Below are 15278 nucleotides of genomic sequence, written 5' to 3' on the forward strand. Positions count from 1 at the left end.
AGCGGGTGCGGTTCAGCGGGGCCGTGGAAGCGTGGCCGGTTCAGCGGGTGCGGGTCAGCGGCCCAGGAAGACCGGCTTCTCCTTCTTCACGAACGCCTCGACCGCGATCCGGTGGTCCTCCGACGCCCCGGCCCGCCCCTGGAGCTCGTCCTCCTTGCCGAGGGTCTCGGCAAGCGTGTGCCCGGCCCCGTAGGCCAGCGACTCCTTGAGGGCGGCATACGCGGCGGTCGGGCCCTGGGCCAGCCGGCGGGCGACGGCCGCGGCCTGGGCGGCGAGCTCGTCGGCCGGGACCACCTTGTTGGCGATTCCCAGGTCGTACGCCTCCTGGGCGCTGATGTTGCGCGGGAAGAGCAGCAGATCGGCGGCCCTGCCATGGCCGATCAGCCGGGGCAGCGTCCAGGACACCCCGGAGTCCGCGGTCAGCGCGACGCCCGCGAAGGACGTGTTGAAGGCCGCGGAGTCGGCGACGACGCGGTAGTCGGCGGCGAGCGCAAAACCCGCGCCGGCCCCCGCGGCGACCCCGTTGACGCCCGCGACCACGGGCTTGGGCATCTCGGTCAGCGCCGTCACGATCGGGTTGTAGTGCTCACGCACGGTGTTCATGGTGCCGCCGGTGCCATTGGCCCGGTCCTCGGCCAGCAGGCCGATGTGCTCCTTGAGATCCTGCCCGACGCAGAAGGCGCGCCCGGTGGCGGTCAGCAGAACGGCGCGTACGGCCGGATCGGCGGCCGCCTCCTTGAGGGTGTCCCGCAGCAGGACCTTCGCCTCGATGTTCAGCGCGTTCATCGCGTCGGGGCGGTTGAGAGTGATCGTCGCGAGTCCGTCGGTCACGTCATAGAGCACGGTGTCGGCCATTGTGTGGAGTCCCCTCCGTCGCGGCTCGGACTGCTCGGCAGCGGCAGTCAGCGCTCAGGATGCCGGAGATCATCGGGCCCCGGCATGTGACGTACATCAAAGATTGCGGGCGCGTCGGAGGTCGCCGGGCGGAGAAGTATTGCAGCCACCTCCCCGAATTGAGGGGGTTTGAGTGAGCGGGTTGCCGAAGGGATGCTGCCCGATGTTGGTCATCGGGTCGTTCGATGCGGGATAATGGCCTGGAAGCAATCTGTTCGATGCCGGTGACACGTGCCTATTCGGGCCGTCGGCTGAGATGAGCTTGATTGAGCTGGTTTCAGGAAGGGGAACGAGCATGGCGGCCATGAAGCCGCGGACGGGTGACGGCCCGCTCGAGGTGACCAAGGAGGGGCGGGGCATCGTCATGCGCGTTCCGCTCGAAGGCGGCGGGCGGCTCGTCGTCGAGCTGACCCCCGACGAAGCCAAGGCCCTGGGTGAGGCCCTGGACAAGGTCACCGTCTGACAAGGGCGGCGCAACCGGCGGTTTCCCGGGGCTGACCCGGTATCCCCAGCCGAGATACCCCGGCCCCGGAACGTGGCGCGCAGTGAAGGCGCGCCACGTGCCGGGGCCGTTTCCTGTCCTCCCCCGGAACCGGTGCCGGTACCGATGCAGGTCAGCCGCGCTTGACCGCGCAGAGCAGGCCGTCGCCGACCGGCAGCAGGGCCGGCACCAGCGTGGTGCTCTCCCGGACGGCCCGCAGCAGTTCCCGCAGCCGCAGTACCTCGGCGGGCTGCATCGCGGAGTCGACCGTACGGCCGTCGGCGAAGACGCCCTCGAAGCAGACCAGGCCGCCGGGGCGCAGCAGACGCAACGATTCAGCGAGATATTCCAGGCACTCCATCAGGTCGCCGTCGCAGAACACCAGGTCGTAGCCGCCGTCCGCGAGGCGGGGCAGCACGTCCAGGGCGCGGCCCGGAATGAAGCGGGCGCGGTTCCCGGCGAAGCCGGCCGAACGGAACGCCTGCTTGGCGAACGTCTGCCGCTCGGGTTCGAGATCCACGGTGGTCAGCACCCCGTCGGGACGCATGCCGTGCAGGAGGTAGATGCCCGACACGCCGGTGCCGGTGCCGATCTCGGCGACCGCTTTGGCGTCCGTGGTGGCGGCGAGCAGACGCAGGGCCGCGCCGGTGCCGGTCGTCACCGTCCGGATGCCGGCTTCGCGCGCGCAGTCACGGGCCCAGCGCAGGGCGGCCTCGGCGCTGTCGTCGATGGTCCCGGCGCCGTACGCCTCGGCGAATGCCAAGTTCGTCTGCCGGTTGCCGGTAATGGCCCTCTCCTGTCCCCGTAGTTGACGCAACCGTGACTGTATCCGCTGCGTGCGGGAACCCGCAGATGGGACTGGACGTTGAGGAGAGGCAGGGGGAAGACGGGGGGATGGACCGGTGAAGACCGCGCGAGACACGCAGCAGGACCAAATGCAGGTCAAAACTGCTTATCCGGAGCTAACGGGCGAGGTGGATATGGTAGGGGCTCTACTGGACACCACCAGAGCCACCAGGGGAGGTGCGGCTGCGGCGGGTGACCGAGGGGTGCTGAGGCGCTTGAAGAGGTCGTTCGCCGAGCCGAAATCCGTGACAAACACTGCTGACCGTTCCCGCCCCCATGGCCCCAAGGCCGTGGGAGGGGCCCCCGTCGCCGACTCCGCAACGACCGCGACCTTTGCCGCAGACGCGGATGCGCAGGCGTGGACTCCGCCCAGCTGGGAGGAGATCGTCAGCACCCACAGTGCGCGGGTCTACCGCCTCGCCTACCGCCTCACCGGCAATCAGCACGACGCCGAGGACCTCACCCAGGAGGTCTTCGTCCGCGTCTTCCGCTCGCTGTCGACGTACACCCCCGGCACCTTCGAGGGCTGGCTGCATCGGATCACCACCAACCTCTTCCTGGACATGGTCCGCCGCCGTCAGCGCATCCGCTTCGATGCGCTGGGTGACGATGCCGCCGAGCGGCTCCCCAGCCGTGAGCCCTCCCCGCAGCAGCATTTCAACGACACCCACTTCGATGCCGATGTGCAGCAGGCGCTGGACACCCTCGCGCCCGAGTTCCGTGCCGCCGTCGTCCTGTGCGACATCGAGGGCCTGTCGTACGAGGAGATCGCCGCGACGCTCGGTGTCAAGCTCGGTACGGTCCGCAGCCGGATCCACCGCGGCCGCTCCCATCTGCGCAAGGCGCTCAAGCACCGCGCTCCGGCCACGCGCGCCGAAGAGCGTGAGCAGCGGCGCTCGCTGGCCGTGGTGCCCACGGGGGAGGTCGGAATCGCGTGAGTGCCATGGGCGGTCCGTCCCCCGCCGAGCAGCATCTCGGCGACCGCCTCGCGGCTCTGGTCGACGGCGAGTTGGGGCATGACGCACGCGAGCGGGTGCTCGCGCATCTTGCGACATGCGGACGGTGCAAAGCAGAGGCCGACGCCCAGCGTCGGCTCAAAAGCGTATTCGCCGAGACGGCACCCCCAGGACCGTCCGAGGGGCTGCTGGCACGGCTGCAACAGCTGCCCGGCGGCGACCCCGGCGGTCCCGGCAGCCGGCTCGGCAACGGCAGCTTCGGACGCGGCGACTTCGCCCGCGGCGGCGGCGCGTTCCGCTACCTCCCCTCCGACAGCCACTCCGGCCATGCCATGGCAGCGGTGCCCCCACAGTCCCGCGCGCGCGGCTTCCGTGTGCAGGAGACCGACCGGCCCGCGCAGCGGCGCCGGTTCGCTTTCGCGGCGGCCGGTGCGGTCTCGCTCGCGGCCTTCGCGCTGGGCGGCGCCCTCCCGCTGGAGGCGGCGGTGGATCTGCCCGGCGGACGCGTCGACGGCGGCGGCACGGCCGTCACCCCGCTCAGCGTCAGCCCGGCGGCCGACAGTAATTCCCTCCTGCGCCGTGAGGAGTTTCCCGCCAAGAATTTCCGGTCCGGCGCCTGGCAGCAGCCGTCCGGCGGTCCCACCATGGCCCCGGCCCCCAGCGCCATGACCCTGTACGGTCCCACCACCGCGCCCCCCTCCCCGCAGTCGTCGGCGGCAGCGACCGCCCCGGCGGGACGCTTCGGCCTGTCGCCGCTGATAGCCGCGACCGGTCCGGCCTCGGCGTACCACCTCGCGCCGCTGGCCGCCGCGACCGGCAACGCCCCCGTGCGGAAGAACCCGCCGGGGCTCCCGCCCCTGGAGCCCATGCGTCCGCTGATCGGTTCCGCGGCCGCGGCAGGCCCCTCCGCCCCTGGCTCAACCTCCGCCCACCACTGACCGTCCCCTGCGCAGCCCCCCTCGGAACTGGTTGAATCGCGGTGGGGCGGCGCACCCCTGACCGGGCGCGTGCCGCGAGGTGGCGGTGGCCCGCGCACGACCGCGGGCGAATTCTGGGGAGAGCATGGACGACGGTAAGGCCGCCGGGCCGAAGCTGAAGTGGTGGAGCCGCCCGGGAGGCACCCCGCGCACGGAACCCTCCGCCGGTCCGCAGGCGATGCCGTCCGCCGACGGCCCGGCGGGCGGGACGGGGGCCGGCGCGTCCGATGTGCAGGAGGCGGAGGACTGGATCGTGCGCCCGCCCGAGCCGCGGAACGCCTCGGAAGCAGGTGTGGCAAACCCGTCCTCCGGGAGCGCCGAGGCGCCCGAAGCGGCCCCGGCGGACGATGGGTTGACGGTGGCCGGGGGCGTGCGGGCCGCGAACGGGACGCCGCAGGAGGATCCCGGGGCCGCGGGCGCCGGGCCGAGCGGTGCGCGCCCGGTGCCGTCGACCGTGACGCTCCGCCGGGTGGCCGGGGACGTGCGGGACGGGACACGGCCCGCGGCTGCGGACGAAACGGCCCCGACCGTGGTGGCGGCCCCCGCTCCGGTACCGCCCACGGTGCCGGTAGCGGCCGAGACCCCGAGCGCGGCGCCGCAGCGGCAGCAGCCGTTGCATCCCGAGGACCCGTACGGCACCCCTCCGTACGGCGGCCCCGGGCCGTGGGCGCCCGCGCCGCCCGTACAGCGGCCGGTGGCGACCCCCGCACACGGCACCGTGCTCCCGCCGGCCGCCGGGCCGCAGCCCCCGTACGGTGCCCCTGCGGCCCCGCAGGGCGTGGTTCCGGGTGCGGGCTACCCGAGTCCGGCGCAGCCCGCCGCACCGCCCGCTTCGCCGACGGGCGGGCCGGGGACGACCGTCGAGGACCTCCCGCCGCTCACGCCCCCCGGCGAGCAGCCGCAGCCGGCCGGGACGGCCGACGCCGCGCACCCCCGCCCGGCCGCCGAGCCCGCCGCATCCCACCGGCCCGGACTCCAGAAGTCCGGCCCCCCGCAGACCGCCTCCGCCCCGACCACCGCCTCCCGGACCGACGCACCGCAGCCCACCGGCCCGCAGCCCACCGCACCGCACCCCACCGGTCCGCGGACCGCCCCCCTGGACACGGCGGCCGGACCGGCCGCCGGACCCGACGGGGCGCGGAACGCCGCGGACGGCGCCTTCCTCCCGCACCCCGGCGACGGCGGTCCACGCCCGGCAGCCGCGGCCGGGCCGTACGCCGCCCCGCCGCAGCCCTTCTCCGGCCTGCCCGGCGACCACGGCCCGGCCTCCGCCCAGGGACAGCCGTCCGCCTCCCACGGCGCCTGGCAGCAGTACGACCCCTGGAGCGCGCCGCTCCAGGGCGGACCCGTCGCCGAGCCACGGCACGAACGCCGCCGCCGGCGGGGGCTGCTGGTCGCCGGCGCGGTGGCGCTCGCGCTGCTCGCGGGCGGCATCGGCGGCGGCATCGGCGCATACGTCGAGCGCTACGGCGGGATCAACGACATCAGGCTTCCGCAGTCCGCCGGTGACGAGGCCGGCCGCAGGCCCGACAGCGTCGCCGGGATCGCCCGGAGCGCGCTGCCCGGGGTGGTCACCATCCACGTACGCGGCAGCGCCGAGCAGGGCACCGGCACCGGCTTCGTCCTCGACCGCCAGGGCCACATCCTCACCAACAACCATGTCGTCCAGCCGGCCGGCAGCGGCGGCGAGATCTCGGTGACCTTCAGCGGCGGCGAGACGGCCAAGGCCAAGGTCGTCGGCGAGGACGGCGGCTACGACCTCGCCGTCATCCAGGTGGAGGGCGTCACGGGACTGCGGCCGCTCACGCTCGGCAACTCCGACTCCGTGCAGGTCGGCGACCCGGTGGTGGCGATCGGCGCGCCGTTCGACCTCGCCAACACCGTCACCTCCGGGATCATCAGCGCCAAGCAGCGCCCGATCACCGCGGGCGGCGAGAAGGGCGACGGCAGCGATGTCTCGTACGTGGACGCGCTCCAGACCGATGCGCCCATCAACCCGGGCAACTCCGGCGGCCCGCTGGTGGACGCCAAGGCGCGGGTGATCGGCATCAACAGCGCCATCCGGGCGGCCGACAGCGGCAGCGGACTGGGCGGCGGCGGCCAGGGCGGCAGCATAGGGCTGGGCTTCGCCATACCGATCAACCAGGCCAAGCGGGTGGCCGAGGAGCTGATCAACACCGGCCGGGCGACGCATCCGGTAATCGGCCTGACCCTGGAGATGGAGTACGCCGGTGACGGGGCGCGGGTCAGCGAGCACAGCAAGAGCGGCAAGCCGCCGGTCATCCCGGACGGACCGGGCGCCAAGGCGGGGATCAAGGCCGGTGATGTGATCACCACCGTGGACGGTTCCCCGGTGCACAGCGGCGAGGAGCTGATCGTCAAGATCCGCAGCCACCGGCCCGGCGACACGCTGGCGCTCACCCTCCACAGGGGCGGCAAGGAACGGTCCGTACGGCTCAGCCTGGGTTCCTCCAGCACGGGCTGATCGTTTGCATGGTGTTGGGGCGGGCGACTCCCGCCCGACGTACGGGGCCAGGTACCGTGATAGGCGGCCTGGCCCATAGGCCGACGAAGGCCGCGGATTACCCAAGGAGCTGCAAGGTGTTCTTCGACATAGGACCCCTCGAGCTGGTGGCGCTCGTGATCCTTGCGGTGCTCATCTTCGGCCCGGACAAGCTCCCCAAGGTCATCCAGGACGTCATGGGCTTCATCCGCAAGGTGCGGGCGTTCTCCGACAGCGCCAAGGAGGACATCCGCAGCGAGCTGGGGCCGGACTTCAAGGACTTCGAGTTCGAGGACCTCAAGCCCAAGAACTTCGTGCGCAAGCATGTCCTGGAGAAGGACGAGTACGGCCTCAAGGACCTTCAGGAGATCCGCAACGGCTTCGACCTGAAGAAGGAGATGGCCGAGGTCACCGACGCCGTCAACGGCCACGACAGTGCCCCTTCCGCCACGCCCTCGAACGGGGCAGGTCCCAGCCTGTCCAAGGAGCCCCCGGCCGCCTCCGCCGGGCGCCCTGACCTGGTGAAGAAGGCCGGAAGCCGTCAGCCGGACGAGCGTCCGCCGTTCGACTCCGACGCCACCTGACACACACCGGTATGACCGGCTGTGTTGACGCCTATGGCTATGCTCCGGGTGTCCGGGGTTCGGTCGCCTGAGGGGGGCGGGCCGCCCACGACGCAGGGCAACAAGGAGGCTCCGCGCAGATGGAGACGACGAGTCGGACAGCGGCACAAGGGGTGTCCGCCGAGGCCGGCCGGAAGGTCGACGGCTATCTGCTGGCCGCGTTCCCGTGGTACGGCCTCGACGAGGCGTTCACCGGTCCGCGCTGGCTGATGCAGGTAGGCGCGGCCGCGGACGGCACCGTCGAGCACGGCGCCACCGGGCACGGCGAGGAGCCCACGATCAAGGTGGAACCCCCGCAGGACGAGCGGTTCGCAGTAGTGGTCACGGTCGCCAGCCGCCCCGTACGGCGCAGCGCCGACGGCACCGGCGTACTGGAGGCGACCTCGGTCTCGACGGCCGCCTGGCTCGCCGGGTCGGGCCTGCTCGCGCAGACCTGGCCGACCCAGATGGACCGGACGCTGCGTCAGGACTGGCTGGACCAGCAGACGATGCTCGCCTGGGAGCTGGCCGACGATCTCGGCGGCGGGAGCTGGAGCGAGCTGATGCTGCCGGTGGACGGCACCCCGACGTCGTTCGCCTACCGCGAGTCCGAGTACGGCTGGGTGCTGGCCGGCTCGGCGAGCGAGGGCCCCGAGGGCGTGCACATCGGTGCCTACGGGCGCGGGATGAGCGCATACGGGCTGGGCTTCTCGGTGATCCAGGACCTGGCGGCGTACGACGGCTGAACGGCCACGCGGAAAGGGGCGGACCCGTACGGGCCCGCCCCTTTCCGCATCATCCGGGAGCCGGCGTCCACGGCGGCCCCCACCCTCGGGGAACCGGCCGCGGCCGCGGTCTCAGAACTTGTTGCGCGGGGTGATGCCGAGCGACATGCCCTGGAGGCCCCGCTGCCGGCCGCCCAGCTTGCCCGCGATCGCGCGGATCGCCGAGCCGGCGGGGGAGTCGGGGTCGGTCAGCACGACCGGCTTGCCCTCGTCGCCGCCCTCGCGCAGCCGGACGTCGATCGGGATGGCGCCGAGCACCGGCACCTGGGTGCCGGTCGTCTTCGTCAGGCCCTCGGAGACCCGCTCGCCGCCGCCGGTGCCGAAGACATCGACCATCTCGTCGCAGTGCGGGCAGGGCAGCCCGGACATGTTCTCGACCACGCCGACGATCTTCTGGTGGGTCTGCACGGCGATCGAACCGGCCCGCTCGGCGACCTCGGCGGCGGCCTGCTGCGGGGTGGTGACGACCAGGATCTCGGCGTTCGGCACCAGCTGAGCCACCGAGATCGCGATGTCGCCGGTGCCCGGGGGCAGGTCCAGCAGCAGGACGTCGAGGTCGCCCCAGTAGACGTCGGCGAGGAACTGCTGGAGCGCGCGGTGCAGCATCGGGCCGCGCCAGACGACGGGGGCGTTGCCGGGGGTGAACATGCCGATCGAGATGACCTTCACGCCGTTCGCCGACGGCGGCATGATCATGTTCTCGACCTGGGTGGGCTTGCCGTAGGCGCCCAGCATGCGGGGCACGGAGTGGCCGTAGATGTCGGCGTCCACGACACCGACCTTCAGGCCGTCGGCGGCCATCGCCGCGGCGAGGTTGACGGTCACCGACGACTTGCCGACACCGCCCTTGCCGGAGGCCACGGCGTAGACCCGGGTCAGCGAACCGGGCTGGGCGAACGGCACCTCGCGCTCGGCGGTGCCGCCGCGCAGCGAGGTCGCCAGTTCCTTGCGCTGCTCGTCGCTCATCACATCGAGCTCCACCGAGACGCCCGTGACGCCGGGGACCTTCGTGACGGCGTCGCGCACGTTGTTGGTGATCGTCTCGCGCATCGGGCAGCCGGAGACGGTGAGGTAGACCACGACCGCCACCGCGCCGTCCGCAGCGATGTCGACCGATTTGACCATCCCCAGGTCGGTGATGGGACGGTGGATCTCGGGGTCGTTCACCGTCGCGAGCGCTTCGCGGATCGCGTCCTCGCTCGGCGCGGCGCCTGGGGGAGTGTCGGTAGCCATGTCCCGATGGTACGGCGCGTGAGGGTGCCTCCGGAAAGCCTGTCAGCGGTCGCGTTCGTCACTCTCCGCACCGGCCGGCTGCCGCAGCTCCAGATCCCGCAGCATGTCCTGGAGCTCGGAGCGGATCCAGTCGCGGGTGGCGACCTCGCCCAGACCGAGCCGCAGGGCCGCGATCTCCCGGGTCAGATACTCGGTATCGGCGATGGAGCGCTCGTTCTGCTTGCGGTCCTGCTCGTGGGTGACCCGGTCGCGGTCGTCCTGGCGGTTCTGCGCCAGCAGGATCAGTGGTGCGGCGTACGACGCCTGGAGCGACAGCGCCAGCGTCAGGAAGATGAACGGGTACTGATCGAACCTCACACTGCTGGGCGCCGTCGTGTTCCAGATGACCCACACAATGATGGTGACGGTCATCCAGACGATGAAGCGGCCGGTCCCCAGGAAGCGGGCGATCTTCTCCGACAGCCGCCCGAATGCCTCCGGGTCGTACTCCGGCAGGAACGTACGGCGCGGTGCGCGCGGCTGGTCGAGACGGACCCGCGGCCGGTCGGTGGCGCCCCGGCGCACCGCCGAGGCGCCGTTCGCCCGCGACCGTTCCCGGCCGCTCTCCCGCTCCTCAGCGCCCATCGGCCCGCTCCCCGGCATGCCTGTCGCCGGTCAGACCGGCCGCCGCCGAGCCGTGCAGACCGTCCTCGCGCCAGTCGTCCGGCAGCAGATGGTCCAGCACATCGTCGACGGTGACCGCGCCCAGCAGCGCCCCGCCCTCGTCCACCACCGGAGCCGCGACCATGTTGTACGCGGCCAGATAGCTGGTCACCTCCGGCAGCGGGGTGTCCGGTGGCAGGGCCGGCAGATCGGTGTCGGCGATCGAGCTGACGAGGGTGAACGGCGGGTCGCGCAGCAGCCGTTGGAAGTGCACCAGGCCCAGATACTTGCCGGTGGGGGTCTCGTCCGGTGGCCGGCAGACATAGACCTGGGCGGCCAGCGCGGGCGAGAGGTCCGGGTCGCGCACCCGTGCCAGGGCGTCCGCGACCGTCGCGTCCGGGCGCAGCACGATCGGCTCGGTGGTCATCAGACCGCCCGCGGTCCGCTCCTCGTACGCCATCAGCCGCCGCACATCCGCGGCCTCCTCCGGCCGCATCAGCGCCAGCAGCCGCTCCTTCTCCTCCTCGGGTAGTTCGGAGAGCAGATCGGCGGCGTCGTCCGGGTCCATCGCTTCCAGGACGTCGGCGGCCCGCTCGTCCTTCAGCTTGCCGATGATCTCGACCTGGTCGTCCTCCGGCAGCTCCTCCAGGACATCGGCCAGCCGGTCGTCGTCGAGCGCCGCGGCCACCTCGGCGCGCCGCTTGGCGGAGAGGTGGTGCAGTACGCCGGCGAGGTCGGCGGGCCGCAGCTGTTCGAAGGTGGCGAGCAGGCTCTCCGCCCCCTGCCCGTGCTCCTCCAGCGAGAAGCCGGTCACTGCGGACCACTCGACGGTCAGCACCTCGCCCTTGCGGCGCAGCGCCCCGCCTTTGCCCTTCCGTACGAAGACCTTGTCGATCTCCCAGTCACGGCGGGCCGGCAGCTGGGTGATGCCGATGTCGAGGACGGTGACCTCCTCGCCGGTCTCCACCAGCCGCACCCGCCGGTCGAGCAGCTCGCCGAGCACCAGCGTCTCGGACGTCCGCTGTTCGAAGCGCCGCATATTGACCACGCCGGTGATGATGATCTGGCCGGACTCCACTCCGGTCACCCGCGTCATGGGCACGAAGATCCGGCGCCTGCTGATCACCTCGACGACCACGCCGAGCAGCCGTGGCGGGCGGTCGCCGACCCGGAGCAGCGCGACGAGGTCCCGCAGCCGGCCGACCTGGTCGCCGTTGGGGTCGAAGACGGCGATGCCGGCGAGGTGGGAGACAAAGACCCGGGGAGTCACCACTGCCATGCAGAGTGCCGCCCTTTCTCCCGTTCGGCACCGAAATAAGGCATCAATTCGGGTTCAGGCTAACGCGCCCCGGCCCCCGCCGCCCTGGTGGGAGAGGCCGTAGGGTGACCGCCACGCACCCCGCCGAAGACCGTGCGCGGCCCAGGTACGCTGCCGTACTGCTGTCGAGGTCACCCGCATCAGGAGGCAGAGCCCACGTGAGTGCAATCCCCCAGGGGGCCGGCCCCCGATCCCTGGCCGGAACCCGTCGTACGGGACGGGCCGCGCTCGTGGGGGCGTCCTGTGCGGTACTGGCCGCGGCGCTGACGGGCTGTGGTGGGGAAGAAGACCCGGACGCCGGCACCAATGGCGTGGGAAAGCTGCCCGCCTCGAAGATCGAGTCCAAGGCACGGGCCGCGGCCCAGCGCGCCGATACGGTGCACCTCTCCGGCAACGTCGTCAGCCAGGGCCGCACCTACAAGCTCGACATGAGTCTGGCGAAGGACGGCGCGAAGGGCGAGCTGACCACGAAGGCGGCCGCCTTCCAGCTGCTGCGGGTCGGCGATGCGCTCTATCTGAAGGCGAACGCGGCCTTCTGGGCCGGCGAGAAGAGCGGTGCGCAGGGGGCACCCAACCAGGCGGCGGACAAGCTCGGCGGCAAGTACGTCAAGGTGCCCGCCACCGACCCCGTCTACAAGCGCTTCAGCGGCTTCACCGACAAGGACACCCTGCTCGCCGGCCTGCTCGGGCTGCACGGCAAGCTGACGACCGGTGACCGCAGCGACATCAACGGCGTACGCACCATCCGGGTGGCGGCCGGGGCGGGCTCCGGCGGCACCCTGGACGTCTCGCTGGAGGGCACGCCCTACCCGCTGCGGCTGCGTCGCGCCGGCGGTGCGGGGGTGGTCCGGCTGGCCGATTGGGGCAAGAGCGTGGACCTCAAGGCCCCGGCCAAGGACCAGGTCGTCGACTACGGCAGCAAGATCGCCGGCAAGGGCTGAGCGCCGGGGACGGACCCCGGCCCGGCAGCTCGCCGGGTGCGGCCGGCCCCGGAGGCCGCATCGGCCTGATGCGCTGGCCTGATGCGCTGGCCTGATGCACCGGCCTGACGCGCCGGGCTCGGCCCGCACGTCCCGGGCTTCAGCCCTTACGCCCCCGCCGCAGCAGCCTCGGCAGCGCGGCCGGAGCGGGGCGCCGGGTGATCGCGGAGGTCGCCAGCGGCGGCGCGGCGTGCGAGTCCTCCGGCATCTGCCCGGGGCGCTGCCCGGCCTCCCCGGTCGGCTCCAGCCGCAGCACCCGGCACTCGCGCGCCCAGCGCTCCGTGAGGGTGTCGGCGTCCGGCGCGTTGAGGCGCTTGCCCTTCAGTTCGTCGACGGCGGACTGCCAGGCCTCGCTCCTGGGCGCCGGCTCGACCACCCTGGCCTGCCAGGCGATCAGCCGGCCGCCCTTGTCCTTGCTGCGTACGGTGACCGTCGCCGTACCGCCGTCGGTGAGCCCGAGGTCGGCCAGCGGCTGTTCGCCGGACCCGTCCCCGATGAGGCAGGCGGCGCCGTCGTGCCACAGATGCCACAGCGCCCGGGCCGGGCCGGCGCTTCCCCGCACCCAGATGAGGCCGGACTTTTTCGTGGCCTCTTCGATGAGCGCCCGATCCTGCAAGGCCTGCGACACGGTCTCCGTCATGCGGTCCAGCCTAATGTCTCCGTGCCGAGGCCCCCCGGGCCCGCCCAGGCCCTGAGACAGGGCGGACCCGGACGTCACACGGCCGAGGTCACAGCCACCCGTTGCGCTTGAACCCGCGGTGGATGCCGAAGCAGAGGGCGACCGTCGCCAGCATCATGGCGGGGTAGCCGAACTTCCAGTGCAGCTCGGGCATGTAGTCGAAGTTCATGCCGTAGATCCCGGCGATCATCGTGGGCACGGCGAAGATCGCCGCCCATGCCGTGATCTTGCGCATGTCCTCGTTCTGCGCGACGGCCGCCTGCGCGAGGTTGGCCTGAAGGATGGAGTTGAGCAGATCGTCGAAGGACAGCACCTGCTCATTGACCCGCGCGAGGTGGTCGGCGACATCCCGGAAGTACTTCTGGATGTCGGAGTCGACCAGCCGCATCGGGCGCTCGCTCAGCAGCTGCATCGGCCGCAGCAGCGGCGACACCGCGCGCTTGAACTCCAGTACCTCACGCTTGAGTTGATAGATCCGCCCGGCGTCGCCCCCCTTGGGGGAGCCCTTGCCGCCGTTGCCCTTGCCGTTGGTGCCCGAGCTGAAGACGTCGATCTCCACCTCGTCGATGTCGTCCTGGACCGCACCGGCCACCGCCATATAGCCGTCGACGACCTGGTCGGCGATGGCGTGCAGCACCGCGGACGGCCCCTTGGCCAGCAGCTCCGGGTCGTCCTGGAGCCGGTGCCGCAGCGCACGCAGGGAGCCCTGGCCGCCGTGCCGCACGGTCACGATGAAGTCCCGGCCGGTGAAGCACATCACCTCGCCGGTCTCCACCACCTCACTGGTCGCGGTCAGCTCGGTGTGCTCCACGTAGTGGACCGTCTTGAAGACGGTGAACAGGGTCTCGTCGTAGCGCTCCAGCTTGGGGCGCTGGTGCGCGTGCACGGCGTCCTCGACGGCGAGCGGGTGCAGCCCGAACTCCTGGGCGATACCGGCGAATTCGGCCTCGGTGGGCTCGTGCAGTCCGATCCAGGCGAAGCCGCCCTCGGCCCGGACCCCGGCCATCGCCTCGGCCGGGCTGACGTGCTCGCTCACCCGGCGGCCCTCGCGGTACACACCGCAGTCGACGATGGCGCTGTTCGCGCAGGGGACGGACTCGTAGCGGTACGGGGCGTCGTCGCGACGCCGGGACGGACGGACGGCGGCACGCAGGTCACGGATCATCGACATGGCAGGCTCCTTCACGGGCCGGCCGTCAGCTGCGAGCGCGGGGCGCAACGCTGCCCGGAACGTGGACGTACAAGGCGTCATCGGCTGTACGTCCGCAAAGCGGGCGGCGCTCCGTGCGGGGACACTGACGGCAGTTCGCAGAAAACACGGAACAAAGAGTCGAAGGCGCTCTTCCGTCATCTACATCCGGCGCAAAGGTGCTTCCCTGGTTTCGCCGCTGAGCGGCGGGGTACGGAAGCTCTCGGATCAGGAGATTCGCTGCGCGAAGGGGATGACAGGAGAACTATCGGTACTGCACGGTCGACTCGGATCCACCGCAGCCCCACCTCCTCCGGCCGGTCCCCGTTGGGGGACGACGTCATTCCCTGACCAGACGGCAAGGCTATCAGCCGCCTGAAGCGTTACGGTGCCGCTTTGCCTGTTCCATACGAAGGACGGGCGCTGCGACGGAGCCCCCCGGACGGAGCCCGGGGGAGACCGCCGAGGTGCCGGCCGGGTGCGGGACCGGCCGTATGCTCGCGGCATGTCTGACGTTCTTGAGCTGGTCGAGGCCCGGTTGCGGACAACCCTGGGCGAGCCGGACGCGCGCGCCGCCGTCACCTTCCTCGGCACCGACCGTATCGAGGTCCTCCGCTTTGTGGACAACGGGGTGGTCCGTTACGCCACGCTCGGGATGTCCGCGCAGCCCATGGCCGATCCCACCGTCGTACTGGCCGATCCCCTGCGGGGCCCGCGCGCCGAACTCCTGCTGTCCGTAAGGGCCGGCCGCGTGGAGAGCGACAAGGTGCTCAGGCCGCTCGCCGTGCTCGCCGCGTCGCCGCAGGTCGAGGGGGTGGTCGTGGCTCCCGGTGCCTCGCTGGACGTGGGGGAGCCGCTGTGGCCGGAGGCGGCTTTCACCTCGGTCCTGGTCGCATCGCCCGGGGGGCTCGTCGAGGACCTCGAACTCGACGATCCGAGGGAGCCGGTCCGGTTTCTGCCGCTGCTGCCGATGACGCCCAACGAGGCCGCCTGGAAGCGGGTGCACGGCGCCGAGGCCCTGGAGAAGCGCTGGCTGGAGCGCGGCACGGACCTGCGCGACCCGCTGCGCGCGGGCGTACCGCTCGACTGAGCCGCTACGGCGGCGCGCCCCGTCCGCCCTCCGGAAGAGAGGGCGGACGGGGCGTCAGTTTCCTTGTGCGGGACGGCAGACGGACGGGCGCGCGGGTTCCGCC

General features: G+C 72.0%; 15 protein-coding genes. 8 read left to right on the forward strand and 7 right to left on the reverse strand.

What is annotated here, in order from left to right:
• Nucleotides 1–54: 54 nt before the first annotated feature.
• Nucleotides 55–855: an enoyl-CoA hydratase/isomerase family protein gene (locus tag IF67_RS0102300; RefSeq protein WP_030981552.1), complete on the reverse strand. Its 801-nt coding sequence runs from the start codon at nucleotides 853–855 to the stop codon at nucleotides 55–57.
• 334 nt (nucleotides 856–1189) lie between these two features.
• Here IF67_RS0102300 and IF67_RS41060 point away from each other — a divergent pair, with 334 nt between their 5' ends.
• Nucleotides 1190–1357 carry a DUF3117 domain-containing protein gene (locus tag IF67_RS41060; RefSeq protein WP_006603288.1) on the forward strand — a complete coding sequence of 56 codons (168 nt, stop codon included), beginning with the start codon at nucleotides 1190–1192 and terminating at the stop codon, nucleotides 1355–1357.
• Between the two features lie 151 nt (nucleotides 1358–1508).
• On the opposite strand, the gene IF67_RS0102310 is transcribed toward IF67_RS41060, so the two are convergent.
• Nucleotides 1509–2192, reverse strand: coding sequence for an O-methyltransferase (locus tag IF67_RS0102310; RefSeq protein ID WP_030981554.1), 684 nt, complete (start codon nucleotides 2190–2192; stop codon nucleotides 1509–1511).
• 274 nt (nucleotides 2193–2466) lie between these two features.
• Between IF67_RS0102310 and sigE the strand changes: the two genes are divergently transcribed.
• The 5 genes from sigE to IF67_RS0102335 all read left to right on the forward strand — a co-directional run bounded on the left by sigE (nucleotide 2467) and on the right by IF67_RS0102335 (nucleotide 8005).
• The gene (gene sigE / locus IF67_RS0102315; RefSeq protein WP_030981556.1) at nucleotides 2467–3159 is read left to right on the forward strand and encodes an RNA polymerase sigma factor SigE; all 693 of its coding nucleotides are present in this window, start codon (nucleotides 2467–2469) and stop codon (nucleotides 3157–3159) included.
• The gene (locus IF67_RS0102320; RefSeq protein ID WP_030981558.1) at nucleotides 3156–4115 is read left to right on the forward strand and encodes a zf-HC2 domain-containing protein; all 960 of its coding nucleotides are present in this window, start codon (nucleotides 3156–3158) and stop codon (nucleotides 4113–4115) included. Before sigE ends, IF67_RS0102320 begins: the two co-directional genes overlap by 4 nt.
• Before the next feature lie 124 nt (nucleotides 4116–4239).
• On the forward strand, nucleotides 4240–6639 hold the full coding sequence (locus IF67_RS0102325) for a trypsin-like peptidase domain-containing protein (protein ID WP_030981560.1): 2400 nt from the start codon (nucleotides 4240–4242) through the stop codon (nucleotides 6637–6639).
• Nucleotides 6640–6755: 116 nt separating this feature from the next.
• Nucleotides 6756–7241, forward strand: a complete 486-nt coding sequence (locus IF67_RS0102330) for a sec-independent translocase (protein WP_030981563.1) — start codon at nucleotides 6756–6758, stop codon at nucleotides 7239–7241.
• Between the two features lie 119 nt (nucleotides 7242–7360).
• Complete coding sequence (locus IF67_RS0102335) at nucleotides 7361–8005, forward strand: hypothetical protein (RefSeq protein ID WP_030981565.1); 645 nt, start codon at nucleotides 7361–7363, stop codon at nucleotides 8003–8005.
• A 111-nt stretch (nucleotides 8006–8116) separates the two neighbouring features.
• On the opposite strand, the gene IF67_RS0102340 is transcribed toward IF67_RS0102335, so the two are convergent.
• The 3 genes from IF67_RS0102340 to IF67_RS0102350 are packed head-to-tail and all read right to left on the reverse strand — an operon-like array spanning nucleotide 8117 to nucleotide 11198.
• A complete protein-coding gene (locus tag IF67_RS0102340) occupies nucleotides 8117–9277 on the reverse strand; it encodes an Mrp/NBP35 family ATP-binding protein (RefSeq protein ID WP_030981567.1) in 1161 nt (386 codons plus the stop codon).
• 42 nt (nucleotides 9278–9319) lie between these two features.
• Complete coding sequence (locus tag IF67_RS0102345; RefSeq protein WP_030981569.1) at nucleotides 9320–9901, reverse strand: DUF1003 domain-containing protein; 582 nt, start codon at nucleotides 9899–9901, stop codon at nucleotides 9320–9322.
• Nucleotides 9891–11198 (reverse strand): magnesium transporter MgtE N-terminal domain-containing protein, encoded by a 1308-nt coding sequence (locus IF67_RS0102350; RefSeq protein ID WP_030981571.1) that lies wholly within the window; start codon nucleotides 11196–11198, stop codon nucleotides 9891–9893. Before IF67_RS0102350 ends, IF67_RS0102345 begins: the two co-directional genes overlap by 11 nt.
• 197 nt (nucleotides 11199–11395) lie before the next feature.
• Between IF67_RS0102350 and IF67_RS0102355 the strand changes: the two genes are divergently transcribed.
• Nucleotides 11396–12178 (forward strand): hypothetical protein, encoded by a 783-nt coding sequence (locus IF67_RS0102355; RefSeq protein WP_030981572.1) that lies wholly within the window; start codon nucleotides 11396–11398, stop codon nucleotides 12176–12178.
• Between the two features lie 139 nt (nucleotides 12179–12317).
• On the opposite strand, the gene IF67_RS0102360 is transcribed toward IF67_RS0102355, so the two are convergent.
• Both IF67_RS0102360 and IF67_RS0102365 read right to left on the reverse strand, forming a co-directional pair.
• Nucleotides 12318–12857, reverse strand: coding sequence for a hypothetical protein (locus IF67_RS0102360; protein WP_030981574.1), 540 nt, complete (start codon nucleotides 12855–12857; stop codon nucleotides 12318–12320).
• 88 nt (nucleotides 12858–12945) lie between these two features.
• Nucleotides 12946–14067 (reverse strand): magnesium and cobalt transport protein CorA, encoded by a 1122-nt coding sequence (locus IF67_RS0102365; RefSeq protein WP_030981576.1) that lies wholly within the window; start codon nucleotides 14065–14067, stop codon nucleotides 12946–12948.
• A gap of 523 nt (nucleotides 14068–14590) precedes the next feature.
• On the opposite strand from IF67_RS0102365, the gene IF67_RS0102370 reads away from it, so the two are divergent.
• Complete coding sequence (locus IF67_RS0102370) at nucleotides 14591–15175, forward strand: suppressor of fused domain protein (protein WP_030981578.1); 585 nt, start codon at nucleotides 14591–14593, stop codon at nucleotides 15173–15175.
• Nucleotides 15176–15278: the final 103 nt, after the last annotated feature.

This window comes from Streptomyces sp. NRRL S-1813, from assembly GCF_000719605.1.
GTDB lineage: Bacteria > Actinomycetota > Actinomycetes > Streptomycetales > Streptomycetaceae > Streptomyces > Streptomyces decoyicus.